This is a genomic window from Micromonospora sp. NPDC050784 (assembly GCF_044456765.1).
Lineage (GTDB): Bacteria > Actinomycetota > Actinomycetes > Mycobacteriales > Micromonosporaceae > Micromonospora > Micromonospora foliorum.
In genome coordinates this window covers 21,684-45,684 of sequence record NZ_JBITGG010000001.1, presented here as the reverse complement: position 1 = coordinate 45,684, position 24,001 = coordinate 21,684, and the positions used below count along the sequence as shown (strand labels likewise).

Below are 24,001 nucleotides of genomic sequence, written 5' to 3'. Positions count from 1 at the left end.
CCCTCGCGGTCGGGTGGGAAAGTTCCCGGGCGGCGTCGAGTGCGACCGTCGCCACGCTGTCCGGGCGTCGGCCTGACCCGGCCGGAGGCGGCGGTACCGTGGGCGGCATGACCGACCAGCAGCCCGTCCGCCGCGCGTCCGCCGGCACGGACCTCGCCTCTGGCGGTGAGGCCGGACCGGGGCTGGGCGGGTCTGACCAGGTCTCCGCCGGGCCGGACCGGAGCACGCTCCGGCTGGCGCTGGTGGTCGGCGGGCTGGTGCTGGCGGTGCTGCTCGGCTTCGGCCTCGGCCGGTTGAACACCACAGGTGCCGCCACCGGCAGCCCGTCGTTGGCAGCCGAGCACACCGACCCGCCGGGCGTCGGGCCGCACAACCACGGCTCCGCCACCACCACCGATCAGGGCGCGACCACCGAGCCGGGCGGTCTGGCGGTCAGCTCGGCCGGGTTCACCTTGGCACCCCTGGCCACCGAGTTCGCGGCGGGCCGCCCCGGTCAGCTCCGCTTCCAGGTGCGCGACGCGCAGCGCCGGCCGATCACCCGGTTCGCCATCGTGCACGACAAGCCGATGCACCTCATCGTCGTCCGACGGGACCTGACCGGTTACCAGCACCTCCACCCGACCATGGCGGCCGACGGCACCTGGTCGGTGCCGTTGACCCTCGCGCAGCCCGGCCTCTGGCGCGCGTACGCCGATTTCACAGTCGTCGCCGACAACGGCGCGCAGACCGCGGTGACCCTCGGCACGGACCTGGTGGCGCCCGGCGACTACCAGCCTCGTCCACTGCCGGGGCCGGCCACCTCGACGACCGTCGAGGGCTTCACCGTCGGCTACCAGGGCACTCCGCAGGCCGGGACGACCGTGCCGCTGACCTTCCGGGTGGACGGCGTTGGCGGCGCAGCTCCGCTGGAGCGGTACCTCGGGGCGTACGGGCACCTGGTGGCGTTGCGCGAGGGCGACCTCGGCTACCTGCACGTGCACCCGGAGACCGAGCTCGTGGACGGTCAGATCAAGTTCTGGTTGACGACTCCCGGCCCGGGCCGCTACCGCCTCTACCTCGACTTCCAGGTGAGCGCCGAAATCCGAACCGCCGAGTTCACCCTGACCGTCCCCTAGGCCTCGGCCCTCACCTCGGCCCGGTGATCATGAAGTCATCGCCTCTCGGGCCTGTCCCTTGGCGTGCCCGGGAGGCGTCAACGGCGGGATGTGAGTCGAGGGACCCCCCGATTACGGCCGCTGGCGGAAGCTGATGCGCATCAGCCGGCTTTCGGCCCAATCTTCGAGCCGTGTCGGCCGGATGGTTCCGGGGTCGTGGGGCTGATTGAGATCCGCGACGATTTCCGCCAGCACGGCCTGACGCTCGGCTGGGTCGGTGACCGGCGTGGCCCGTGCGGGCAGATCTGCGGCGATCCCGTTCTTGAGATGGAAGGTGAAGTTGGGATTGGAGAGAAGGTTCGCGTGCCAGTCGGTCGCGGCTCCGCCGGCGCCGCTACACAGGTAGGCCGCGCCTGCGGCTCGGTAGAAGAAGATCTCGATGCGGCGTGGCCGGCCGCTGCGGCGCCCCAGCGTCGTGATGTCGATGATCCGTTCCCCGGTGCCCGCGGCGGGTGTGATCTCGATGGCTCGCCGGATCGGATCGGGCAGATGGGACAGAGACGCGTCGGAGTCGTTCGATGCGGTCGTGTCTGGAGTGCTCATGCGGTCTCTTTCTGGAGAGCGGGGCCGAGGAGGAGCCCACCGTCGATGACGTACTCCGAACCGGTGATGAACGACGCGTCCGAGGACGTGAGGAAGAGGAGAAGACGGGTGACGTCGGTCGGCTCGCCGAGGCGGGGGATGGCGAACGGCTCAGGTGAGTAGAAGTCGGCGATTGCTGCGGTGGCGCCAGCCGCTGGTTCATGGATGAAGGACGTCGCGATCACGCCAGGGTGGATGGTGTTCACACGGATGTGGTCGCGGCCGAGCTCGAGCGCTGCCGTTTGGGTGAGTCCTCGCACGGCCCACTTGCTGGCGACGTAGGGCGCGTAGTGAGCCGTGCCACCCAGGCCCATGGTCGAGGCGATGTTGACGATGGCCCCTCCCGCCGCGCGACGCAGAGCCGGGGTGGCGACCTTGATGCCGAGGAAGGTCCCCGTGAGGTTGATGTCGAGGATGCGCCACCACGTGGCCTGCTCCGTGTTCTCGATCGGCGCCGGCGGGTTCTGGACACCCGCATTGTTGACAAGCACGTTCAGGGCACCGAAAGCGCTTTCGGCGGCTAGCACGGCGGCGGACCACGAGCTCTCGTCGGTGACGTCGAGGCGGGTAAAGCGAGCGCGGGGCCCGAGTTCGTCGGCGAGAGCGGCGCCGCGCTCGGCGTCGATGTCGCCGATCACCACGTTCGCTCCCTCCGCGTGAAAGGCGCGTACGTGGCTCGAGCCCTGGCCGCCGGTCCCACCGGTCACGAGCACGGTCTGGTTGTCGAAGCGGTTCATCAGATGTTCCTTCGGCACGGGGGGGTCCGACCGGGATCATCGGCGATGCACGCCGGCCGGTGGTGAGCTGAGCGACTCACCATTGCCCCGACGCTACGCCGGCGGCAATGGCGAGTCAAGCCACTCACCTCGTATGCTCGATCCATGAGCAGTGTCGTGACGACGTACCACCAGCGCGTCGCCCAGGAGAAGCGCGCGCTGATCGTGGCGGCCGCGACCGCACTGTTCCTCGAGTTGGGCTACGACCGGACGTCGCTGGCGCGGATAGCGGAGCGCTCGGGCGTTTCGCGGGCCACCTTGTTCAAGCAGTTCCCGAGCAAAGCTGCCCTGTTCGACGCCATCGTCACCGAGTCCTGGTCAACCGCTGACGAGGGGGAACCTCCGCCGGCAGGAAACGTCGTCGACGGACTCGGCGCCATCGGTCACCGTTACGCCGAGCTGTTGAGCCGACCCCAGATGACCGACCTGTTCCGGATCGTCATCGCCGAGCTGCCACGGTTCCCCGAACTGGCCCACGCGCAGTTCTCGCACGGGAAGATGCCCTACTTCGAGTCGGTACGCGGCTACCTCCTGGCCGAGCACGAGGCGGGAACGGTGCGGATTGAGGACGTGGACGTCGCAGCCACCCAGTTCCTGGGCATGATCTCCAACTACGTCTTCTGGCCGAAACTCCTCGTGCCGGACTGGGAGGTGAGCGCAGTACGCATCGCGCAGGTGGTCGACGAGGCCGTCAAGACCATCGCCGCACGGTACGGCGCGAGCGGCGCATCAGGCGAATGACGTTCCCGGCGCCTTTCGTCAACGATGAACCGCTACCAGATCGGCAGGACACGCCCTAGCCTGCTCGGCGGATGGGGCGGCGGGCCAGGTAGCGGAGCAGGTCGCGGATGTGGTGCTTCTCCTCGGCGGGGACCGTGGGGTCGGCCAGCCGGTCCAGGATGGCCCGGACGTCGGCCTCGACCGGGCCGTCGTCGTGGCGGCGGCGGGGCGCGGGGCCGGCGTCGGGCAGCCCGAGCGCGCGGAACGCGGCGGCGACCGGCAGATCCAGTGCGGAGCAGAAGCCGCGCACCTTGGCCAACTCGGGATAATCCTGCCAGTCACCGGCCAGCCAGCGGAACACGGTGGAACGTCCCACGCCCGTGTGCGAGGCAAGATCGGTCACGGTCCAGCCACGTTCGTCGCGAGCGTCATCGATGGCGCGCCGGACGAAGCGGGCGAAGGCCATCTGCGGTGATACGTCGGCTGATCCCATCCCTGTGTGTCTTCCCCTCCTGCCGGAGCACCGGGACGATGCGCCTTCCGAGGGTAGTACGCCCGGAGCCGGAAACAATTGACTGACCGCACAAACTGTCCCGTGGACGAGACTTTTCTCTGGAACCGTGTGTGCAGAACGAAAATTGCATCAAGCGATCATCATCGTTCTTCGATTAAGCTCGGTGCCCGTCCCGACATGGCGTCCATCGCCTGCCGCGTCCGACCGGACCACCGCCGAGGAGCACCATGGCCGAATCGAGCCGCCCCCAGCCGTACCAGCCCGGTGCGGTGAGCCTCTTCTTCGTCGCCAAGGCCGGCGTCTTCGCGGCCGGGTTCTGGATCTGGTTGCTGGTCCTGGTACTCCGCACCGACTCGGCGACCGGTCTCCAGGTGCTGGCCGCCACCGGCACCATCACCACCACGCTGGTCGCGGTCCTGCTCGGTGCCCGAATGGCGTTGCAACACAACGCCGCCATCCGGCACGCCGAGGTGAAGAAGCTGCTGGTGGACATCTCCTGGAACGCCTTCGCGGCAGCCGGCAACGCCGAGAGCGGGGGCAAGGTCGTGCCATTCCCGACCGCCCCGGGCGACGGTGAGTGGGCCGCCCAGCGACCCGCCGCCGACCGGGTGTCGGTCCTCGACCGTGGTGCCGGCGAGCGCAACGGCGGCCGGGACCGCCGACGCTAGCCACCCAGGAGCTAGGGCGTCTCTCCGGCGGCCAGCAGCGTCTCCAGCCGGGGGGTGACCTGCCACTGGTCCACCAGCTCGCGGTACTCCGCGCGCTGCGGCTCGGTCGCCCCGGCGCCGGTACGACGTGCGCGGATCAGCAGGTTACGCGGGGTGTGCTGCGAGTCCACGAACTCCACCACCTCGGCCCGATACCCGTGTACGCGCAGCAGCCCGGCGCGCAGGGCGTCGGTGAGCACGTCGGCGAAGCGTTCGCGCAGGATGCCCTGCCGGGTCAGCAGCTCGTACGGGGCCGGGGCGGGGTGGGCGCGGAGCTGCTTCGCCAGATCGTGGTGGCAGCACGGCGCGGCGAGCACCCAGCGGGCCTCCCAGCGCACCGCGCGGGCCAGCGCCTCGTCGGTGGCGGTGTCGCAGGCGTGCAACGCCAGCACCAGGTCGGGGGCGGGGTCGACGACGGCGTCGGCGATCGTTCCGGCCACGAAGCCGACCTGATCGGCCCAGCCCAGCCGCTGCGCCAGCTCGGTGTTGCGCCGCCGCTGGTCCTCGCGGACGTCCACGCCGATCAGCTGGACCTCGAGCCCTCGGCTCATGAGGTAGCGGTACGCGGCGAACGTCAGGTAGGCGTTGCCGCAGCCCAGGTCGACCACCCGTAGCGGACCGGTCAGGTCGTCGGGCAGGGTCGCGGCCAGGGCCCGCAGGAACGCGTCCACCTGGCGGCGCTTGGCCGCCGAACCGCCGATCTCGGCGAAGATCGGGTCACCCGGGTCGAGCAGGTATTCCTTCGTCCGGTCGTTTCCGGTGGGGGTCGCCGCCGGGCGGGACGTCACGGCCCGGTGCACCTGCGCCTCACCGGACTTGGTCACCCGCAGTTGGAGCGTCGCGTCGGCCGTCTCGACGTGCCAGTTGCCGAACGGCTCGGCGAGCAGTTCGTCGATCGCCGCAGCGGCCTCGGGACCGGAGGCGAGGTTGCGGGTGTACGGGCGAGCGCCGTCGGACGTGGTGATCTGCATCCGGGGCCCGGCCTTGAGCCTCACCGGCCGCAGCTCGGCCCGCTCAACGGTGGGGCGGCGCCCGCGGCGGCGTCCGGCGGCGACCGCCCGGGTCAGCGCGGGGTCGAGCAGCAGCGCCCGAACCTCGGTCAGGGCGGCGTCCAGTGGTTGCGGCATCGTTCCATTTTCAGCAGGTGGGGTGGGAGAAGGGAACATCCCCCGCACCGCGCGAGGCGGTGCGGGGGATGTCAGGTGTGGCTGGTGGTCAGTCCGCGGTCGCCTCGGCCGGCGTACCCGCGCCGGAACCGCCACCACGGCGGCGCCGGCGGCGGCGCGGCTTGGACGCCTCGCCGTCGGACGCGGTGGCCGGCTCGGCGGGGCTGGCGTCGGCGGAGATCACCGCGGTCGCCTCGCCCGCGACCACCTCGCCGGACCGGCGGCGACGCCGGCGGCGGGGGGTACGGGTGCCTTCGTCGTCGACGTCGGCCACGGGCGCCTCGGCGACGGCCGGGGTGCCGGCGTCGGAGCGGTCGCGGCGGCCATCGCCCCGACCACGGCGCTCGCCGCGGCCCTCGCCACGGCTCTCACCGCGTCGGGGGCCCCGACCACCGCTGTCGCCCCGGCGGGAGCGGGTCGTCCCACCCAGATCCTCTTCGATCTCGGCGGACAGCCCGGCCCGGGTGCGCTCGGCCGTCGGCAGCGTGCCGCTGACCTCGGTGGAGATGTGCAGGTCGGTGTAGAGGTGCGGCGACGTGTGGTACGTCTCCGGCGGCTCCGGCATCTCCAGACCGAGGGTCTTGTCGATGATCCGCCAGCGCGGCATGTCGTCCCAGTCGACGAAGGTCACCGCGACACCCGTCGCGCCGGCCCGGCCGGTACGACCGATCCGGTGGGTGTAGGTGTCCTGGTCTTCCGGGCAGTCGTAGTTGATCACGTGGGTGACGCCGGTGACGTCCAGCCCACGGGCCGCCACGTCGGTGGCGACCAGGATGTCGATCTTGCCGGCCCGGAAGGCCCGCAGAGCCCGCTCGCGGGCGCCCTGGCCGAGGTCACCGTGCACCGCGGCGACCGCGAACCCGCGGAAGTCGAGGTCCTCGGCGACCCGGTCGGCGGCCCGCTTGGTACGCGTGAAGATCATGGTCAGCCCACGCCCCTCCGCCTGGAGGATGCGCGCCACCACCTCGACCTTGTTCATCGAGTGGGTGCGGTAGACCAGTTGCTGGGTCTGCGGCGACGGGCCGGTTTCGGCGGTGTGCCCGGCGTGGATCGTCATCGGTTGGCGCAGGAAGCGCCGCGACAGGGTGACGATCGGGTCCGGCATGGTGGCCGAGAAGAGCATCGTCTGCCGGTCTTCCGGAAGCATCGCCAGGATCTTCTCGACGTCGTCGAGGAAGCCCAGGTCGAGCATCCGGTCGGCCTCGTCGAGGACGAGTGCGTGCACCCGGTCCAGTCGGAGGTGCTTCTGCTTCTGCAGGTCCATCAGTCGGCCGGGAGTGCCGACCAGGATCTCGACGCCCTTGCGCAGCGCGTCGATCTGCGGCTCGTACGCCACGCCACCATAGATCGGCAGCACCCGGACGCCGCGCGTCCGGCCGGCCGCGGCCAGATCCTTGGCGACCTGGATGCCCAGCTCACGGGTGGGGACGACGACCAGCGCCTGGGGGACGCCGTCGCTGCCCTCGCCCGGGGCGAAGACCCGGTCGAGCAGTGGGACGCCGAAGCCGAGGGTCTTGCCGGTGCCGGTGGGCGCCTGGCCGATCAGGTCGACGCCGCGCAGCGCGATCGGGATCGCGTACTCCTGGATGGCGAAGGCGCGGGTGATGCCAGCCGAGGCCAGGGCCTCGACGGTCTCGGCGCGGGCGCCGAGTGCGGCGAACGTGGGGGCCTCCGGTCGAACCGGGGCGATGGGGGCCAGTTCCTGGCCGTCCAGCAAATCTTGAGTCAGGTCGCTCATGTGGATGTGGGGGTGCCCTCTCGTGGGTGCGCCCGTCATGTCCTCAGGGCGCGTTCGGTATGACGCGGGCCACACGGTCGGCGGCAGATTGCCGAGCCGGACCGGGCCGCACGCGCGCCGCGGGCTGAGCTTCGATCAGATCGGCGCCCACGGCAACTGCTCCATGTTACCTGAACAGGCACGCCCCCGTCCCCATTCCCAGTCGGCCCCTCGCCACGCGGGGCAAGCAAATGTGACTCACGCCACAAAGGCTGCCCACCTCGCGCCGCCCCCGGCGCCGCGCAGGCCTCGCGCCCGTCCTCGCGCAGGCCTCGCGCCCGTCGGCGTCGATCATGGAGTTGTGGTGGGGTACAAAGTTCGCAAATTATGTCAAGGCGGGCACCAGTACTCCATGATCGACACGGAGGTGGCGGGACGCCCGCGCAGAGCGGTACGGGGTAGCCTGCCGCTCGTGTCTGCTTTCGCCGTCGCTGACCTTTTGGGTCTCGTCGCCTTCGGTGAGCTGCTCGCCTTCGAGCGGATGGCCGGCGACGCCCGGCTCGCCCCCGACCTGCGCCGCCGAGCCGCGTTGAACGAGATGGCCGCGGCCGAGATCGTCAACTACCGGCGCCTCGCCGACCGGCTCACCGCGCTGGGCGTGCCGCCAGAAAATGCGATGGCGCCCTATGTCGAGCCGGTGCAGGCGTACCACGACTCGACCGAGCCACGGGACTGGGCGGAAGTGGTCACCAAGGCGTACGTCGGCGACGCGATCACCGACGACTTCGTTCGCGAGATCGCCGATGCGCTGGAGGAACCGGACCGGGGGTTGGTGCTGGACGTCCTGCACGACTCCCGGTACGCGGACTTCGCCGCGGCGGAGATCCGGCTGGCCGTCGCCGACGACCCCCGGGTGGCTGGTCGGCTCTCGATGTGGGCCCGGCGGCTGGTCGGAGAGGCGTTGTCCCAGGCCGGCCGCGTCGCCGCCGAGCGGGGCACCCTCACCGCGCTGATCGCGCAGGACGGCCGGGTCGACGTGCCTGGGCTGTTCGGCAGGCTCACCACCGCGCACACCGCGCGGATGGCCGCCGCCGGGCTGAACAACTGACCGCCCGGCCGGGTCGGGCCGGTGCCGGCCTGCGGCAGGTGGCCAAGCGCCGACCTGCCGCGATGGCCGGACCGGTCAGCGGACGGTGAACCCGACCGCCCGGGGCGACGCCTCGGCGATCTCCACGTAGGCGACCTTCTCGACCGGAACGATCACCCGCCGGCCCTTCTCGTCGGTCAGGGAGAGCGTGCCGCCGTTGCCGGCGAAGGCGTCGGTCACGATCTGCTCGATCTCGGCCGGCGACTGCGCGCTGTCCACTACCAGCTCGCGCGGCGCGTACTGCACGCCGATCTTGACCTCCACTGTGCCTCCTCAACTGGGGCGAAAGAACCGCCCTGCGAAGGCTATCCGATCACGGGGTCGACGGTCAGGCTGACTCACCTTGCAGCGGGAAGCTCGCGATGCCCCGCCACGACAGCGCGGCCACCAACGCCTCGGCCTCGGCCTTCGGCACCTGCCGGCCACCGGCCAGCCAGAACTGCGCGGCCGTCTCCGCCGCGCCGACCAGCCCGGAGGCGAGCAACTCGGCGTGCGCCCGGCTCACCCCGGTGTCGGAGATGATGGTGTCGGTGATCGCCGCGATGCAGCCCTGCTCGACCCGCTCCACCCGCTGCCGCACCGCCGGGTCGTTGCGCAGATCCGACTCGAAGACGAGCCGGAACGCCTCGCTCTCGTGGTCGACGAAGTCGAAGTACGCCCGCACCGAGGCGCCGACCCGCTCCTTGTTGTCGCTGGTGCCGCGCATTGCGTCTTGCACCTGAGCGACGATGGCGTCACAGTGCGTGTCGAGCAGCGCCAGGTAGAGATCCATCTTTCCGGGAAAGTGTTGGTAGAGCACCGGCTTCGAGACCCCGGCCCGCTCGGCGATGTCGTCCATCGCGGCGGCGTGGTAGCCCTGCGCGACGAACACCTCCTGCGCCGCAGCGAGAAGCTGCTTACGGCGCGCGGAGCGGGGCAGGCGGGTGGGCCGGCCGGCGGTCTGTGCACCGTTCCCCGCAGCGGTCATGGGATCCTCCGAGTTCTCCGTACGAGCCGGCATTTTCCCCCCAGACCGGGCGAGGCCCGTGACCTCGGTCGTGGAAATGGCCCGCCGCTGTAACTTATCGCCACTCTCGGCACACGGTAGCCTCAGCGGGGGCGACCAAGGAGCGCGCGGTGAGTGAAACAGGGCAACCCGGAGCCGCCACCCCGGGAGAGCACGGTGACGGAGCGGGTCAGCACGACGACCCGAGCCGTTCCGTCAGCGGGTGGGCGCCTACGGCGGGTGGGTGGCCCCGAGCCGCCGACCGCGAGGACGCCCGGGACGAGGCGCCGCGCTGGCAGCCGGACCCGGCGTCGGGCTGGCGGACGTCCTCGACACGGCACGGCGACCTGCCATCGCCGCTGGTCGGGCGGTCGGGCGACCCGGAGTCGCCGGCCCGCAGCAACGGCCACCACGTCAACGGCGTGCACCACCCGGACGACGTCAACGGCGTCCATCACCCCGGTCTCGAACCGCCGGCGGGACGCCCCACCCCGGTGAGCGCGCCGCCCGGGCTGCCCGCCGAGGGTCGACCCGGGGCGGCCGGCGACCGGCTCGTGGTGCCCGCCCAACGTCCCGCACCTCCGGCGGAGCAGGGTGCCGTCGAGCCCGACCCGGGCCCCGCCCCGCACTCCACCGTCGATCCGGCCGCCGCGCACCGTGCCCGCTGGGCCGAGCCCGGGTTGCCGACCTCGGCCCCACCGGCCGTCCAGGTGCCGCCCGTCGGCACCGCGGCGTCGGGTTTCGAGGTGCCGCCCGGTTTCCACGCGCCGACCGGCGAGCGACCGGCCGCCGACGAGAATCCGACCGCGCCACGCGACTGGCGGGACCCGCTCGCACCGGAGCACGCGGCGACCGCGGGACGCACCCCGGGCCCGGCCGGGCCCGCCGACGAGGGCGAGCCCGGTCGAGCCGCCGAGGGCGCCCGGCCGGCAGAGACACACCGAGCCGGAGACCCGCACCTGCCCGGCGACACGCACCGGGCCGGCGAGTCGTCGGCCATCGAGCCCGACTGGTCGGGGCCGAGCTGGAACCGTCCGAGTTGGGGTGGCGGGTGGGCCCCACCCTGGTCCCGTCCGGACGACGAGCCGGTTGGCCCGGCAGCACGGGACGAGTCGGCGCCGGGCTGGGTCGCCGAGCCCAACCAGCCGTACGAGCCGGTGCGCGCCGAGGTGCCCCGCCCGTACGAGCCGGTGCGCGCCGATCCGCCTCGTGCGTACGAAGCTGGCCGGGGTGGATCCGATTCCACGCCGGAGCGCCCCGCCGAACCGACCAGCGCACCACCGGCTGACCGGCCGTCCTGGGCTGGGGGTGCGTCGCCGACCAGTGGTCCACCGGCTGACCGGCCGTCCTGGGCTGGGGGTGCGTCGCCGACCAGTGGTCCGCCCGCTGACCGTCCGTCCTGGGCTGGGGGTGCCACGCCGACCAGTGGTCCACCGGCTGACCGGCCGTCCTGGGCCGGGGGTGCCACGCCGACCGGCGGGTCCCGGGCCGACCATCCGTCCTGGGCTGGCGGGGCCGCTCCCGACCCCACCAGCGCGTCGCCCGCGCGTCCCTCCTGGGCTGGGGGGTCGGATCCGACGCCGACCAGCGTGCCGCCGGCGCGGCCGTCCTGGGCCGGCGGGTCCGAGGCGGCGACAAGCGTGCCGCCGGTACGACCCTCCTGGGCTGGCGGGTCCGAACCGTCGACGACCAGCGCGACGTCGACGCGGCCGTCCTGGGCCGGGGGTTCCGATCCGGCACCGGCCAGCGCGCCGCCGACGCGACCCTCCTGGGCCGCCAGCCCGTCAGCTGCCGACCCGCCCGCAGCGGTCGAGGCGTCACCTCCGGCACCCGCCGGCCCGCCTCCGGCTCCCGCCGGGCCACCGCCCACGCTGACCGATGCGCCACCGGCTCCGGCGGGTCCGTCGCTGGTCGCGGAGCGGCCGACCTGGACCGGCGGTTCGCCGACGGCGAGCAGTTCCCGGGCCGAGCGGCCGGACTGGTCCGAGGGCCGGATCCCCGCGACCCCGGTCGAGCGTCCGTCCTGGCCGGCCAGCCGATCGGCCAGCTCCGGTGGGGGCGACGTCGGCGAGACGCCCGGCCGCTCCCGGCCCGAGGTCCGGCCGACCGCACCGTTCCGGCTCCGGCCGGAGTCACCCGAGCCCGGTCCGTCACCCGTCGAGTCGCCCCGACCGGCCGTGCCGGCCAGTGACCCACCATCGAGTGACGCCGCACCGCCCGCCGCCGCAGCGGTCCCGCCCGCCGTCGCGAAGGTTTCCGGCCGCCGCGATCAGCCCGCGTCGGCGTCCGCCTCCTCCTACGCGGCGCGCCGATCCGCCCCCGACCCGACGTCGCCGGGTGACGATGGCCCGCAGTCGGACCCGAGCGCGGTCGTGCTGCCGCAGCGCGTCCCCGCGGAACCGGACGTGCCCGTCGTGCCGGAGCCGCCAGCCGTGGAGCCACCCGCCGAAACCCCGGAACTCGCCCGCATCGCCACCCACCTGCGTCGGGACGACGAGCCAGCCCCACTGCGGGAGCGCCCCGAGGGGTTCGACGTCAACGCCATCCTGGACGCCGTCCGGGAGGTGGCCGGTGTCCGCGACGCGGCCCTGCGCCGTACGCCGGCCGGGGCGCACAGCCTGCGACTGGACCTGGCCGACGGCGCCGACCCGGCCGAGGTGAGCCGGCAGGTGGCCCGGCTTCTCCAGGAGCGGATGGGGTTGGCGGCGGCCCCGCAGAACGTGCCCGGCCTGCCCAGCACGCCACCTCCACCGGTTCGCCGTCGCGCGGCCGAGCCCCGACCCGCCGAGCGGCGTACCCCGGAAACCAAGAACGCGGCTTCGCGCGATCCCGGCGAGGTTCGGGCGGCCGAGTCGCCGACTGTCGTCCGTCCGCCCGGCGCTCGGGTCGAGACCCCGCCGGCCGGCCCGGAGCAGCGGACCAGCACGGACCCGACGCGCCGCCGCCGGTCGAACGCTCCGCACCGGGGTCGCGCCACGGTGGAGGAGCCCGGATCGGTCTCGGCCGCGCCGACCAGCGGCGCGACCGGTAGCCCGGCGACGCTTGGCACGTCGTACTCCGGTGGTCAGGTGACCACGACGGAGTCGGCGCCGTCCCGGCCGCTGGAGACCGGCGACACGCCGGGACCTCGCGTGGTGATCGACCACGTGCAGGTCAGCACCTTCGGCCTGGACGCGAACGTGGAGGTCCGGCTGCTGGCCGGGGGCGACAGCGCCTCCGGGTACGCCACCGGGCCGGCGGTGGACGGTTACGTGCTGCGGCTCTGCGCGGTGGCCGCGGCCGCCGCGGTGGACGAGTTGCTGCGCGGCTCCGACAACGCCGAGCGGGGGCGCTGCTTCGTCGAACACGCGGCGGTGGTGCCGTTCGGCAATTGCGAGGTGGCCACAGTGGTGGCGTTGCTGGTCTGTGAGGGTTGGGTCGAGCAGCTCGCCGGGTCGGCCCTGGTCGCGGGTGATCCGCGTCAGGCGGTGGTGCGGGCGACGCTGGCGGCGGTCAACCGTCGGCTGGAGGCGCTGCTGTCCTGAGTGGTCCGGGGCAGACTGGAACGATGAGAAGCGCCACCCTCTGGCCGGACCACCTGCTCCCCGACCACCGTGTCCCGCCGCCGTGGCCGGGCCGGGAAGTCCGCCTCGACGGCCGGGTCACGTACGTGCGGGACACCCCGGCCACCGCCGCTGGGGCGGAGCCGGCGCTGTACGTGCACGGGCTGGGCGGGTCGTCGCAGAACTGGACCGACCTGGCCGGGCTGCTCGCCGACCGGCTGGACGGTCAGGCCATCGACCTGCCCGGCTTCGGCCGTAGCGAGCCGGGCCCGCGTTACACGATCCCGGCCTTCGCGGATCTGGTCGTCCGCTGGATCGAGCATTCCGGTCGGGGGCCGGTGCACCTGTTCGGCAACTCGCTGGGCGGCGCGGTCGCGGTCCAGGTCGCCGGGCTCCGGCCGGACCTGGTCCGTACCCTCACCCTGATCTCCCCGGCGCTGCCGTTCCTGGATTTCCGGCGCTCGTTGCAGGGGCGGATGCTGCCGGTGCTCGCCATTCCACGCGGGGAACGGCTGGTCGCCCGACGACTCACCTCGCTCGCGCCCGAGGTGATGGCCCAGCAGGTGCTGGAGGCGTGCGTGGCCGACCTCAGCCGGATCTGCGATCAGCGCCGGGCCGAGGCGCTGGAGGAGATCCGGGTGCGGTACGAGGCCGAGCACTACGCCGCCGCGTACGTCCGGACGTTCCGTGGGCTGGTCTCCAGCTTCCTGCGGGCGTACCTGCCGGGGCCGGGGTCGCTGTGGCGTCTCGCCGAGGCGGTACGCGCGCCGACCCTGGTGGTGGGCGGTCGCCAGGACCGCCTGGTCGACGTGCGGGTCGCGCCGCAGACCGCACGGGTCATTCCGGACAGCCGATTGATGATGCTCGACGGTGTGGGTCATGTGGCGCAGTTGGAGGTTCCCCGGCTGGTTGCCCGCGCGGTGGTCGGCCTGCTCGCCGAAACGGAGGACGCCGCGGGGCGGTCTGATCTGGCAGGCTGACGTGGATGCCCAGCTCAGCCCGCCTCCCTAATCGCCGTCGGCGACGTTTCGCGCTGCTCGCCCAGCTGGTGGCGGTGGTGGTGGCCGTCGGCGCGGCGGTGACCGTGATCGCCGAGGGGCCGGGCGGGCACCCCGGCGCCGACCGGCTGGCCGCCGAGGAGATCGGCACGCCGCCGCTGGTGGCCGGGCCGCTGCCGCCGTCGGCCGAGCCTTCGCCCTCCGACGCGGTGCCGTCCAGCTTGCCCCCGGTGTTGCGGGTGCCCGGAGCGGTTCCGAGCGCCGGCACGGGCAGGTTCGGCTACCACGCCCGCTCCGGCCCGGTGCTGGGTCGGGCGGGTGAGCTGCGGCGTTACCGGGTCGCGGTGGAGTCGGGCAGTGGTGCGGACGCCGCCGAGTTCGCCCAGGCGGTTCAGGTGGCGCTCGCCGGGCCGGGCAGTTGGGTCGACAGCGGTCGGCTGCGGCTACAGCAGGTGCCCGGGGCTGCGCCTCGGGACTTCACCGTCTACCTGGCCACCGCCCGCACCGCGGGTCGGATGTGCGCCGAGGGTGGGGTGGACATCCGCATCGACGGTCGGCCGTACACGTCCTGCCGGGCGGCCGGCCAGGTGATCATCAACCTGGATCGGTGGCGGTTGTCCGTGCCGCACTTCGTCTCGGCCGGCGTGCCGCTGACCGTCTACCGGACGTACGTGGTCAACCACGAGGTGGGTCACCAGCTTGGGCATCGGCACGAGCGCTGCCCCGGTGCGGGCCGGCCGGCGCCGGTGATGATGCAGCAGACGCTCTTCCTCAACGGCTGCCGGGTCAACCCGTGGCCGTACCTGAACGGGCGTCGGTACACCGGTCCCGCTCTCTGAGCCGATCGGCCCGACAGGCCGAGCACCGACCCCCATCAGGCGGCTTGCGGCAATAGCGATAAAAATGGAGAAATGCCCGAATAATCTGGCACGCTTGACTCCATGACGCCGTCGTCCCCTTACGGCCCGCCCCGGCCGCCCGACCACAGCTCGGCGTTTCGGGGTGTGCGTCCCGCGTTCGTCCGGATGCACAGGCGTCGTCGCCGCAGCATGCTGCTCGGCCTGCTCGTGCTCGCCGCCGCCATCGGCGTGACGGTGAGCCGAGGCGGTGAGCCGTCAGGCGAGCCGCCGGCCACCACCCAGGGCGGAATGGGCCACGGAGGTGGGGTGGCCGCGCACCCGGCGCCCACCAGCTACCCGTCGGTCGGAGCGGGACGCTTCACTGTGGCCGACGGCGAGACACGCGTGCACGGCACGGACGGGCCGCTGCGCCGTTACCGGGTCGTCGTCGAACGCGGCGCCGGCCTGGACGCCGACGTGTTCGCGGCCAGGGTGGACGAGGTGCTGGCCGACCCGCGCAGTTGGATCGCGTCCGATGAGCTGCGGGTGCAACGAGTGGCCGACGCGGGGGCCGCCGACTTCACCATCTACCTGGCCACCCCGGTCACCTCCGAGCAGATGTGCGCCGAGGGCGGGTTGACCACCGAGCGCTACACCTCCTGTCGCCTGCCCGGCCAGGTCATCATCAACCTGGCCCGCTGGATGGAGGCGGTCCCCGACTACGGCGCTTCGCTGGACACCTACCGGACCTACGTCATCAACCACGAGGTGGGACACGAGTTCGGCGAGGACCACGAGGCGTGCCCCGGCCCGGGGGAGCCCGCCCCGGTGATGCAGCAGCAGACGTACGGCCTGCACGGCTGCGTGGCCAACGCCTGGCCATACCTCGACGGTCGTCGCTACGCGGGGGACATCGTCCCCTGATCGGCCGGGTCGTCGGTTATTCCCGCTCCCGCATACCGGACCACGTGTCGTCCCTCATGGCCGAGCGGGGCTCCCGCGAGCAACAATGGCGCGGTTCACACCGCCGATCCCGGGGAGTCCACCGTGTCGTTGCCCCCGCTCGTCGAGCCCGCCGCCGAGCTGACCGTAGACGAGATCCGCCGCTACTCACGTCACTTGATCATTCCGGACGTCGGGGTGACCGGCCAGAAGCGGCTGAAGAACGCCCGGGTGCTCTGTGTCGGCGCCGGTGGCCTCGGGTCGCCCGCCCTCATGTACCTCGCCGCGGCCGGGGTCGGCACGCTCGGCATCATCGACTTCGACACCGTCGACGAGTCCAACCTGCAGCGCCAGATCATCCACGGCGTGTCCGACATCGGCCGGTCCAAGGCCGAGTCCGCCGCCGCGTCGATCCGCGAGATCAACCCGCTGGTCAACGTGGAGATCCACAACACCGCGCTGGACCGGGAGAACGTCCGCGAGATCTTCGCCCAGTACGACCTGATCGTCGACGGCACCGACAACTTCGCCACCCGCTACATGGTCAACGACGCGGCGGTGCTGCTCGGTAAGCCGTACGTCTGGGGCTCGATCTACCGCTTCGACGGCCAGGCGTCGGTGTTCTGGGCCGAGCACGGCCCCTGCTACCGCTGCCTCTACCCGGAGCCGCCGCCGCCCGGCATGGTCCCGTCCTGCGCCGAGGGTGGCGTGCTCGGCGTGCTCTGCGCGTCGATCGGCTCGATCCAGGTGAACGAGGCGATCAAGCTGCTCACCGGCATCGGTGAGCCGCTGGTCGGCCGCCTGATGGTCTACGACGCCCTGGAGATGGAATACCGCAAGATCAAGGTCCGCAAGGACCCGAACTGCGCGCTCTGCGGCGACAACCCGACGGTCACCGACCTGCTGGAAGACTACGAGGACTTCTGCGGCGCGGTCTCCGAGGAGGCCCAGGAGGCGACGCTCGACTCGACCATCACCGCACTGGAGCTCAAGGAGTGGCAGGACGCCGGCAAGGACATCTTCCTCGTCGACGTGCGCGAGCCGGCCGAGTACGAGATCGTCCGGATCCCCGGCGCCACCCTGATCCCCAAGGGCGACATCATCTCCGGTGAGGCCCTCGCGAAGCTGCCGCAGGACCGGCAGATCGTGCTGCACTGCAAGTCCGGTGTCCGCTCGGCGGAGGCGCTCGCCGCGCTCAAGGCGGCCGGATTCAAGGACGCGGTGCACGTGCAGGGCGGCGTGCTCTCCTGGATCAAGCAGATCGACCCGTCGCTGCCCGCGTACTGACCAATCGAGCCGGGGCGGCCACGCCGCCGTGCCGGGGCGGCCCGCGAGCCACACCGCCGGGCCGGGGCGGCCCACCGGCCGTTCCGGCGAATCGACGCAGATCACGCCGAGCGGCCGTCCGGCGGGAGCGACGCAGCCATTCCGGGCTGGCCGATTCTCCGAGGCGGCATCGCGTCTGCGCAGGTAGCGTGTCCGCCGTGGTCGACTTGGAAGCCGCGATCGGGTTCGTCGTGGCGCACGGGGATGCGGTGGAACGCGCCCGCCTCTCCTGGCTCCGCAACGGCACCCCCGTGCCCGCCGAGTTGCTGGAGACGGCCGAGGTCGGCCAGTCACCGGACGGCGGTTGGCCGGCCACCTGGGGCGGCGAGATCGCCTCGATCGACGCCACCTGCTTCCGGCTCGCCGAGCTGGACGACCTGGGCGCGCTCGGCCGTCCCGCCGCCCGCCGCGCACTGGACTGGCTGGCGTCCCGGCAGCAGGCCGGCGGCGGTTGGGAAGAGGACGTGTCGCTGACCGACTCGGCACCTGAGTGGGCCCGGCCCGGCGACCCGGAGGCCGGGTTCCTGGTGTCGGCCAACGCCGGTTTCTGGCTCACCGTCGCCGGCCTGGACGCCCGGGCTTCGGGTCCGCTCGATCATCGGGTCGGCGGGGCGTACGCCGGGGTGGTGCAGGCGGCGGCCCACTCGCTCGCGGCGCGGTTGCGCCCGGACGGTAGCTGGCCGTCGTTCCTCGCCGCCGGTTGGCTGAGCGCGGCCGTGCTGCACCGGCAGGAGATGTTCCAGGAGTCGGCGCGGATCCAGGTGGTGCTCGCCGAGCGGATGCCGAAGATGTCCCCGGGGGACGTGGCGTGGCTGGCGGCCACCCTGCGCCGCGCCGGGGTCGACCCACAAGACTGGATCATGGTGCGGGCGCTGCGTCGGCTGACCGAGACCCAGCGCAGCGACGGCGGCTGGGAGAGCGACGACGGCCACCAGTTCGACGTGCACGCCACGCTGGCCGCGATCCGGGCGGCCCGCCCCGCGCCGACGGGCTGACCCCGCGCCCCCGCGCGCCCGCCCTCTGCGGCGATCTTGCAGTTCCTGTCGCCGATGTGCGCTGATTGCACCTTATGTCGACGCAGTAAGTGCAAGATCGCCGCAGGGGGACGGGGGCGTCGCTAGCGCAGGTGCCCGTCGCCGGTGACGACGTACTTGGTGCTGGTCAGCTCGGGCAGGCCCATCGGACCGCGGGCGTGCAGCTTCTGGGTGGAGATGCCGATCTCCGCGCCGAAGCCGAACTCGCCCCCGTCGGTGAACCGGGTCGAGGCGTTCACCATCACCGCGGCCGCGTCCACCCGCGCGACGAAGTCGCGGGCCGCGCTCGCCGAGTCGGTGAGGATCGCCTCGGTGTGCCCGGTGCCGAAGCGGCGGATGTGCGCGACCGCCGCGTCCAGCGAGTCGACCACCGCCACCGAGATGTCGGCGGACAGGTACTCGGTGGCGTAGTCCTCCTCGGTGGCCGGGACCACGGCTGCGGAGTACGCGGCCACCTCGGGTGAGCCGTGCACTGTCACCCCCGCCTCGGCGAACGCGGCCAGCACCGGCGGCAGGAACGCGTCGGCGATGCCGGCGTGCACCAGCAACGACTCGGCCGTGTTGCAGGTGGACAGGCGTTGCGTCTTGGCGTTCAGCGTCACCGCGACGGCCTTCGCCAGGTCGGCGGCGGCGTCGACGTAGACGTGGCAGTTGCCCACCCCGGTCTCGATCACCGGCACTGTCGACTCCTCGACCACGGTGCGGATCAGCGACGCGCCACCGCGCGGAATGAGCACGTCGACGAGCCCTCGGGCGCGCATCAGCTCCTTGACCGAGTCACGGGAGCTGGCGTCGAGCAACTGCACCGCGTCGGCCGGCAGACCGGCCCCGGCGACCGCGTCGCGCAGCACCGCGACCAGCGCGGCGTTCGAGTGCGCGGCCGACGACGACCCACGCAGCAGCGCCGCGTTGCCGGACTTGAGGCAGATGCCGGCGGCGTCCACTGTCACGTTGGGCCGAGCCTCGTAGATGATGCCGACCACCCCGAACGGCACCCGGATCTGGCGCAGCTCCAGGCCGTTGGGCAGGGTGGACCCGCGGACCACCTCGCCGACCGGGTCGGGCAACGCGGCCATCTCGCGTAGCGCGTCGGCGATGCCGGCCACCCGACCCGCGTCGAGCGCGAGCCGGTCCAGCACGGCCGCGCTCAGTCCGGCCTCGCGGCCGGCCGCCAGGTCCGTCTCGTTCGCGGTCAGGATCTCCGGGGTACGCGCCACAAGCGCGTCGGCCATCGCCACCAGCGCGGCGTCCTTGACCGTACGCGTGGCCACGGCCAACTCCGCGGCGGCGTCCCGCGCCCGTCGCGCCTGCTCGGTCACGCTCATGCCGGCACTCCGCTGCGCTCCGTGCCGCCCTGAGGCACCAAAGCCCTGAGCCGATGACTCGCTCGCTGACGCTCACTCATTGTTGACTCCTTAGAGCAGCACCAGGTCGTCGCGGTGGACGACCTCCCGTTCGTACGCCGGGCCGAGCGCCGCGGCGAGTTCGGACGTGGAGCGGCCGAGCAGCCCGGGTAGCTCCACCGCGTCGTAGTTGACCAACCCTCGGGCGACCGATGCGCCGGCGGTGTCCACCAAATCCACCGGGTCGCCGGCCGTGAACGTGCCGTCCACGGCGGTGATGCCGGCCGGGAGCAGCGACTTGCGCCGCCCGACGACGGCGGCGACCGCGCCCGGGTCGAGGTGCAGCCGGCCCCGGGGTGAGGTGGCGTGGGCCAGCCAGAACAGCCGGGCCGTCGGGCGTTGCCGCTGCGGGTGGAAGAGCGTGCCGACCGGTTCGCCGGCCAGCGCCTGCGTGGCCAGGTCGGCGGCGGTGAGCACCACCGGGATGCCGAAGCCGGTGGCGATCCGGGCCGCCTCGACCTTGGTCACCATGCCGCCGGTGCCGACGCCGGACCGGCCGGCCCCGCCGATGGTGATGCCGGTGAGGTCCGCGTCGTCGCGCACCTCGGCGATCCGGGTCGAGTGCGGGTTGGTGGGGTCGCCGGTCCAGAGCGCGTCCACGTCGGAGAGGAGCACCAGCAGGTCGGCGTGCACCAACGCGGCCACCAGGGCGGCCAGCCGGTCGTTGTCGCCGAACCGGATCTCCTGGGTGGCCACCGTGTCGTTCTCGTTGACGATCGGCACCGCCCGCAGGTCGAGCAGCTTGCGCAGCGTCCGGTACGCGTTGCGGTAGTGCGCCCGCCGGGTCACGTCGTCGACGGTGAGCAGCACCTGCCCGACGGTGCGGCCGTGCCGGGCGAAGCTGGCCGCGTACCTGCCGATCAGTAGCCCCTGCCCGACGCTGGCGGCGGCCTGCTGGGTGGCCAGGTCGCGCGGGCGTCGGGACAGCCCGAGCGGGGCGAGCCCGGCGGCGATGGCGCCTGAGGACACCAGCACCACCTCGCGGCCCTCGGCGGTGAGCCGACCGAGGGTGTCGACCAGCGTGTCGACGCGCTCGTCGGCCAACCCGCCGGTGGCGGTGGTCAACGAGGAGGATCCGATCTTGACGACGACCCGCCGGGCCGTCGTGACTGCGTCGCGCACCCGACCATTCTGCGTGGTCACGGCCGCACCGCCCGGCAGCGTTCCCATATGGTGGCGGATTGTGACTCCTGACGAGTACGTCGAGGCGGTGCTCGACCTGGTGGAGCGGATCCCAGAGGGTCGGGTCATGTCCTACGGCGGGGTGGCCGACGCGCTCTCCGAGCGCTCGGGACGCGCCTCGGCCCGGTTGGTCGGCAACATCATGGCCCGGCACGGAGGCTCGGTGCCCTGGCACCGGGTGGTGACGGCGAGTGGTCGCCTGCCGCCGGGGCACGAGCGGGAGGCGCGGGCCCGACTGCGGGCCGAGGGAGTGCCGCTGCGCGGCGAGGGAGTGGACATCGCGGCGGCGGGCTGGTCGCCTGATGAGGGGATGTGACCGCCGCCCTAACGTGAGTAACATTCGGGCCCATGAAAACGCCGCCGGGCGCCGGCTCGTCAGCCAATGGCTCGCTGCCCCGCTCGGTGCACGCCGGCTACGCGCTCGGTTCCCTGGCGACCGGAGCGTTCGGCACCGTGCCCGGCCTGCTGCTGCTGCCGTACCTGACCGACACCCTGGGCGTGGCCGCCGGGCTGGCCGCCCTGCTGGTGTTGCTGCCCAAGGCGTGGGACGTGTTGGTGAACCCGGTCGCCGGGCGGATCTCCGACCGCACCCGGTCACGGTGGGGCGCCCGTCGGCCGTACCTGCTCGTCGCCGGCCTCGCCCTCGCCGTCCTGTTCGCGTCGATCTTCGCCGCGCCCTTCGGTAACGGCCCGGCCGCCGTGGCGTACGTGGCGTTCGCCTTCCTCGCCACCGCCACCGCGTTCGCCTTCTTCCAGGTGCCGTACGTGGCGATGCCGGCGGAGCTGACCGGCGACTACGCCGAGCGCACCCGGTTGATGACCTGGCGGATCGCGGTGCTGGCGCTGGCCATCCTGGTCTCCGGCGCGGTCGCGCCGCTGGTCGTCAGCGCCGGCGGTGACGGCGTGGTCGGGCACCGCTGGATGGGCCTGTTCGTGGCCGTGCTGATCGCCCTCGGCGCGATCGGCGCGTTCCTGGGCACCCGGTCCGCGCCGACCGGCACGGTGGGCGAGAGCGAGCCGACCCTGCGCGCCCAGCTCGCCGTGGCCGGCGCCAACCGGCCGTTCCGGGCGCTGCTGATCTGCTTCGTGGTGCAGTCCGCCGGGGTGGCCACGATCCTGGCCGGGGTCAACTACTTCGCGGGGCAGATCCTGCGCGACGAGGAGAGCGGACCGACCCTGCTCTTCGTCTGCTTCGTCGGGCCGGCGCTGCTGGTGATGCCGATCTGGAGCCGGATCGGTGTCCGGCTGGGCAAGCGGACCGCGCTTGTCGTCGCCTCGCTGATCCTCGCCGTCGGTGCGTTCGCCCTGGTCGCCGCGCCGGTGCTGCCGCCGGTCGCCGTCTATCTCGTGGTCGCGCTGATCGGCGTCGGGTACGCCGGGCAGCAGGTCTTCGCGCTGGCCATGCTGCCGGACTGCATCGCGCACGAGACGGCGCGCACCGGTCGACGGCAGGCGGGCGTCTTCACCGGGCTGTGGACCGCCGGGGAGACCTTCGGCCTGGCGCTCGGCCCGGGCATCTACGGCCTGGTGCTCCAGCTCTCCGGCTACGTCTCCTCCGACACCGGCTCGGCGGCGGCCCAGTCCGACACGGCGAGACTGGGCGTGCTCCTCGGCTTCACGCTGATCCCGGCCCTGCTGATCGCCCCTCCGATCCTCCTGCTCCGCCAGTACACCCTCACCGCTCACAGCGACCGGGTCGATCACGGAGTTGTGGTGGGGGACGAAAGTCGTTGACCGTCACGAGAAGGGCACCATGACTCCATGATCGACGAGAACAGGGTTGAGGCCGGGGCGCTTCCCGCTGCCGGCGTTCCCGCCGAGGTCGCCCTCGCCGAGGTTCGGCAGTTGCGGGGCGTGGACCGGCCCACCCACGGGGGACGGCTGTTCGCGTACGTCTACGACCCCGCGGTACCGGGGCTGGACGACCTGGCCGCCGCCGCCCACCGGGAGAGCGCCCACGTCAACGGGTTGGACCCGACCGCGTTCCCGTCCCTGCTGGCCATGGAGAACGCGCTCGTCGGCGCCGCCGGCCGGGTGCTGGGCGCCGGCCCGGGCACCACCGCCCCGGACGTCGTCGGCAGCGTGACCAGCGGCGGCACCGAGTCGCTGATCCTCGCCGTCAAGACGGCCCGGGACGCCCACCCGGAGATCACCGCACCCCGGATCGTGGTGCCGTCGAGCGCGCACGCCGCGTTCGCCAAGGCGGCGCACTACCTGCGGGTGGCGCTTGACGTCGTGCCGGTCTCCCCGGAGACGCTGCGCCCCGACCCGGCCGTGATGGCCGCCGCGATCCGCCCGGAGACGGTGCTTGTCGCCTGCTCCGCGCCGTCGTACGCGCACGGGGTGGTCGACCCGGTCGCGCAGATCGCGGCCGCCGCGGCCGAGGCCGGGGTGCGCTGCCACGTGGACGCCTGCTTCGGCGGCTGGACCCTGCCGTACCTGCGCCGCCTCGGGGAGCCGGTGCCGGCGTTCGACTTCGCGGTGCCCGGGGTCACCTCCATCTCGGTGGACCTGCACAAGTACGCGTACGCGCCGAAGGGGGTGTCGGTGCTGCTGCACCGCGACGCCGCCATGCGCGCCCCGCAGTACTTCGCGTACGCCGACTGGCCCGGCTACACGATGATCAACCCGGTGATCGCGTCCACCCGCTCGGGCGGCCCGATCGCCGCCGCGTACGCCACCGTGCGGCACCTCGGCGACGACGGTTACCTGCGGCTGGCCGCCGTCACCCGGGACGCGGTCGCCGGTCTGGCCGACGCGGTCCGTGCCGTCGACGGGTTGCGGCTGATGGCCGAGCCGGAGTCGACAGTGGTCTGCTTCACCGCCACCGAGGGTGGCCCCGACCTGTTCGTCCTGGTCGACGAGCTGACCTCACGGGGCTGGCACACCCAACCCCAGCTCTCGTACGCCGGTCTGCCCGCCAGCGTGCACCTCACGGTGACCGCCGCGGTCGCGCCCCGGGTGGCCGAGTTCGGGCCGGACCTGGCCGAGGCGGTGGCCGCGGCCAGGGCCGCCGGCCCGGTCCGGCTGCCCGCCGAGTTGGGCGCGATGGTCGGTGCCCTCACCCCGGACGCACTGACTCCGGAGATGGTCGTCGGGCTGGCCGCCGGCCTGGGTCTGGGCGGCGATCCGGACGCGGGGCCACTGCCGGAGCGGATGGCGCTGGTGAACACCCTGCTCGACGCCGCGCCATCGGCGCTGCGCGAGCGGTTGCTTGTGGAGTTCGTCAGCCTGCTCCAGCGCCCCACCTGGGCACCCAGCTGACCG

General features: G+C 72.9%; 21 protein-coding genes and 1 pseudogene. 13 read left to right on the top strand and 9 right to left on the bottom strand.

The window, feature by feature from the left end:
* Positions 1-107: 107 nt before the first annotated feature.
* Positions 108-1,115 carry a hypothetical protein gene (locus ACIBD9_RS00220; RefSeq protein WP_396713154.1) on the top strand — a complete coding sequence of 336 codons (1,008 nt, stop codon included), beginning with the start codon at positions 108-110 and terminating at the stop codon, positions 1,113-1,115.
* A gap of 111 nt (positions 1,116-1,226) precedes the next feature.
* Here ACIBD9_RS00220 and ACIBD9_RS00215 read toward each other — a convergent pair whose 3' ends face one another.
* Entirely contained in the window at positions 1,227-1,697 is a 471-nt protein-coding gene (locus tag ACIBD9_RS00215) for a nitroreductase/quinone reductase family protein (RefSeq protein WP_396713153.1), read from the bottom strand.
* Positions 1,694-2,473: a glucose 1-dehydrogenase gene (locus tag ACIBD9_RS00210; RefSeq protein WP_366629745.1), complete on the bottom strand. Its 780-nt coding sequence runs from the start codon at positions 2,471-2,473 to the stop codon at positions 1,694-1,696. Before ACIBD9_RS00210 ends, ACIBD9_RS00215 begins: the two co-directional genes overlap by 4 nt.
* A 144-nt stretch (positions 2,474-2,617) precedes the next feature.
* Between ACIBD9_RS00210 and ACIBD9_RS00205 the strand changes: the two genes are divergently transcribed.
* On the top strand, positions 2,618-3,253 hold the full coding sequence (locus tag ACIBD9_RS00205; RefSeq protein ID WP_396713150.1) for a TetR/AcrR family transcriptional regulator: 636 nt from the start codon (positions 2,618-2,620) through the stop codon (positions 3,251-3,253).
* A 55-nt stretch (positions 3,254-3,308) separates the two neighbouring features.
* Here the strand turns inward: ACIBD9_RS00205 and ACIBD9_RS00200 are convergent, their stop codons facing one another.
* Positions 3,309-3,725 (bottom strand): helix-turn-helix domain-containing protein, encoded by a 417-nt coding sequence (locus tag ACIBD9_RS00200; protein WP_089018891.1) that lies wholly within the window; start codon positions 3,723-3,725, stop codon positions 3,309-3,311.
* Between the two features lie 248 nt (positions 3,726-3,973).
* On the opposite strand from ACIBD9_RS00200, the gene ACIBD9_RS00195 reads away from it, so the two are divergent.
* Positions 3,974-4,414: a hypothetical protein gene (locus ACIBD9_RS00195; RefSeq protein WP_396713148.1), complete on the top strand. Its 441-nt coding sequence runs from the start codon at positions 3,974-3,976 to the stop codon at positions 4,412-4,414.
* Positions 4,415-4,425: 11 nt separating this feature from the next.
* On the opposite strand, the gene ACIBD9_RS00190 is transcribed toward ACIBD9_RS00195, so the two are convergent.
* Complete coding sequence (locus ACIBD9_RS00190) at positions 4,426-5,580, bottom strand: class I SAM-dependent methyltransferase (RefSeq protein WP_396713146.1); 1,155 nt, start codon at positions 5,578-5,580, stop codon at positions 4,426-4,428.
* A gap of 88 nt (positions 5,581-5,668) precedes the next feature.
* Positions 5,669-7,357 (bottom strand): DEAD/DEAH box helicase, encoded by a 1,689-nt coding sequence (locus ACIBD9_RS00185; protein ID WP_396713144.1) that lies wholly within the window; start codon positions 7,355-7,357, stop codon positions 5,669-5,671.
* Positions 7,358-7,808: 451 nt separating this feature from the next.
* Between ACIBD9_RS00185 and ACIBD9_RS00180 the strand changes: the two genes are divergently transcribed.
* Positions 7,809-8,444 carry a ferritin-like fold-containing protein gene (locus ACIBD9_RS00180; protein WP_396713142.1) on the top strand — a complete coding sequence of 212 codons (636 nt, stop codon included), beginning with the start codon at positions 7,809-7,811 and terminating at the stop codon, positions 8,442-8,444.
* Between the two features lie 75 nt (positions 8,445-8,519).
* Here ACIBD9_RS00180 and ACIBD9_RS00175 read toward each other — a convergent pair whose 3' ends face one another.
* Together ACIBD9_RS00175 and ACIBD9_RS00170 are read right to left on the bottom strand one after the other, a co-directional pair.
* A complete protein-coding gene (locus ACIBD9_RS00175; protein ID WP_179781071.1) occupies positions 8,520-8,747 on the bottom strand; it encodes a DUF3107 domain-containing protein in 228 nt (75 codons plus the stop codon).
* Positions 8,748-8,811: 64 nt separating this feature from the next.
* The gene (locus ACIBD9_RS00170) at positions 8,812-9,450 is read right to left on the bottom strand and encodes a TetR/AcrR family transcriptional regulator (RefSeq protein WP_110563158.1); all 639 of its coding nucleotides are present in this window, start codon (positions 9,448-9,450) and stop codon (positions 8,812-8,814) included.
* A gap of 1,841 nt (positions 9,451-11,291) precedes the next feature.
* Between ACIBD9_RS00170 and ACIBD9_RS00165 the strand changes: the two are divergent.
* The 6 genes and pseudogenes from ACIBD9_RS00165 to ACIBD9_RS00140 all read left to right on the top strand — a co-directional run.
* A pseudogene (locus ACIBD9_RS00165) lies at positions 11,292-12,992 on the top strand (hypothetical protein); the annotation flags it as partial.
* A gap of 23 nt (positions 12,993-13,015) precedes the next feature.
* Positions 13,016-13,990, top strand: coding sequence for an alpha/beta fold hydrolase (locus ACIBD9_RS00160; RefSeq protein WP_387174381.1), 975 nt, complete (start codon positions 13,016-13,018; stop codon positions 13,988-13,990).
* A 5-nt stretch (positions 13,991-13,995) separates the two neighbouring features.
* On the top strand, positions 13,996-14,847 hold the full coding sequence (locus ACIBD9_RS00155) for a DUF3152 domain-containing protein (protein WP_396713140.1): 852 nt from the start codon (positions 13,996-13,998) through the stop codon (positions 14,845-14,847).
* Between the two features lie 186 nt (positions 14,848-15,033).
* The gene (locus ACIBD9_RS00150; protein ID WP_396713138.1) at positions 15,034-15,771 is read left to right on the top strand and encodes a DUF3152 domain-containing protein; all 738 of its coding nucleotides are present in this window, start codon (positions 15,034-15,036) and stop codon (positions 15,769-15,771) included.
* Positions 15,772-15,894: 123 nt separating this feature from the next.
* Positions 15,895-17,076, top strand: a complete 1,182-nt coding sequence (moeZ, locus tag ACIBD9_RS00145; RefSeq protein WP_238657420.1) for an adenylyltransferase/sulfurtransferase MoeZ — start codon at positions 15,895-15,897, stop codon at positions 17,074-17,076.
* 146 nt (positions 17,077-17,222) lie between these two features.
* The gene (locus ACIBD9_RS00140; protein WP_396713796.1) at positions 17,223-18,110 is read left to right on the top strand and encodes a prenyltransferase/squalene oxidase repeat-containing protein; all 888 of its coding nucleotides are present in this window, start codon (positions 17,223-17,225) and stop codon (positions 18,108-18,110) included.
* Positions 18,111-18,232: 122 nt separating this feature from the next.
* Here ACIBD9_RS00140 and ACIBD9_RS00135 read toward each other — a convergent pair whose 3' ends face one another.
* Positions 18,233-19,474 (bottom strand): glutamate-5-semialdehyde dehydrogenase, encoded by a 1,242-nt coding sequence (locus tag ACIBD9_RS00135; RefSeq protein ID WP_396713136.1) that lies wholly within the window; start codon positions 19,472-19,474, stop codon positions 18,233-18,235.
* A 90-nt stretch (positions 19,475-19,564) separates the two neighbouring features.
* Complete coding sequence (gene proB, locus ACIBD9_RS00130) at positions 19,565-20,722, bottom strand: glutamate 5-kinase (protein ID WP_396713134.1); 1,158 nt, start codon at positions 20,720-20,722, stop codon at positions 19,565-19,567.
* A 13-nt stretch (positions 20,723-20,735) separates the two neighbouring features.
* On the opposite strand from proB, the gene ACIBD9_RS00125 reads away from it, so the two are divergent.
* From ACIBD9_RS00125 to ACIBD9_RS00115, 3 genes are read left to right on the top strand one after another with little or no spacing between them, the layout of a single operon-like run.
* Positions 20,736-21,050, top strand: a complete 315-nt coding sequence (locus ACIBD9_RS00125; protein ID WP_196919863.1) for an MGMT family protein — start codon at positions 20,736-20,738, stop codon at positions 21,048-21,050.
* Between the two features lie 32 nt (positions 21,051-21,082).
* A complete protein-coding gene (locus ACIBD9_RS00120) occupies positions 21,083-22,468 on the top strand; it encodes an MFS transporter (RefSeq protein WP_396713131.1) in 1,386 nt (461 codons plus the stop codon).
* Positions 22,469-22,495: 27 nt separating this feature from the next.
* Entirely contained in the window at positions 22,496-23,998 is a 1,503-nt protein-coding gene (locus ACIBD9_RS00115) for a pyridoxal phosphate-dependent decarboxylase family protein (RefSeq protein WP_396713129.1), read from the top strand.
* Positions 23,999-24,001 lie beyond the last annotated feature (3 nt).

Coding starts and splice junctions, on each gene's coding strand:
- ACIBD9_RS00220 (WP_396713154.1), top strand. CDS start 108: ATGACCGACCAGCAGCCCGTCCGCCGCGCGTCCGCCGGCACGGACCTC.
- ACIBD9_RS00215 (WP_396713153.1), bottom strand. CDS start 1,697: ATGAGCACTCCAGACACGACCGCATCGAACGACTCCGACGCGTCTCTG.
- ACIBD9_RS00210 (WP_366629745.1), bottom strand. CDS start 2,473: ATGAACCGCTTCGACAACCAGACCGTGCTCGTGACCGGTGGGACCGGC.
- ACIBD9_RS00205 (WP_396713150.1), top strand. CDS start 2,618: ATGAGCAGTGTCGTGACGACGTACCACCAGCGCGTCGCCCAGGAGAAG.
- ACIBD9_RS00200 (WP_089018891.1), bottom strand. CDS start 3,725: ATGGGATCAGCCGACGTATCACCGCAGATGGCCTTCGCCCGCTTCGTC.
- ACIBD9_RS00195 (WP_396713148.1), top strand. CDS start 3,974: ATGGCCGAATCGAGCCGCCCCCAGCCGTACCAGCCCGGTGCGGTGAGC.
- ACIBD9_RS00190 (WP_396713146.1), bottom strand. CDS start 5,580: ATGCCGCAACCACTGGACGCCGCCCTGACCGAGGTTCGGGCGCTGCTG.
- ACIBD9_RS00185 (WP_396713144.1), bottom strand. CDS start 7,357: ATGAGCGACCTGACTCAAGATTTGCTGGACGGCCAGGAACTGGCCCCC.
- ACIBD9_RS00170 (WP_110563158.1), bottom strand. CDS start 9,450: ATGACCGCTGCGGGGAACGGTGCACAGACCGCCGGCCGGCCCACCCGC.
- ACIBD9_RS00160 (WP_387174381.1), top strand. CDS start 13,016: ATGAGAAGCGCCACCCTCTGGCCGGACCACCTGCTCCCCGACCACCGT.
- ACIBD9_RS00155 (WP_396713140.1), top strand. CDS start 13,996: ATGCCCAGCTCAGCCCGCCTCCCTAATCGCCGTCGGCGACGTTTCGCG.
- ACIBD9_RS00150 (WP_396713138.1), top strand. CDS start 15,034: ATGCACAGGCGTCGTCGCCGCAGCATGCTGCTCGGCCTGCTCGTGCTC.
- ACIBD9_RS00135 (WP_396713136.1), bottom strand. CDS start 19,474: ATGAGCGTGACCGAGCAGGCGCGACGGGCGCGGGACGCCGCCGCGGAG.
- proB (WP_396713134.1), bottom strand. CDS start 20,722: ATGGGAACGCTGCCGGGCGGTGCGGCCGTGACCACGCAGAATGGTCGG.
- ACIBD9_RS00120 (WP_396713131.1), top strand. CDS start 21,083: ATGAAAACGCCGCCGGGCGCCGGCTCGTCAGCCAATGGCTCGCTGCCC.
- ACIBD9_RS00115 (WP_396713129.1), top strand. CDS start 22,496: ATGATCGACGAGAACAGGGTTGAGGCCGGGGCGCTTCCCGCTGCCGGC.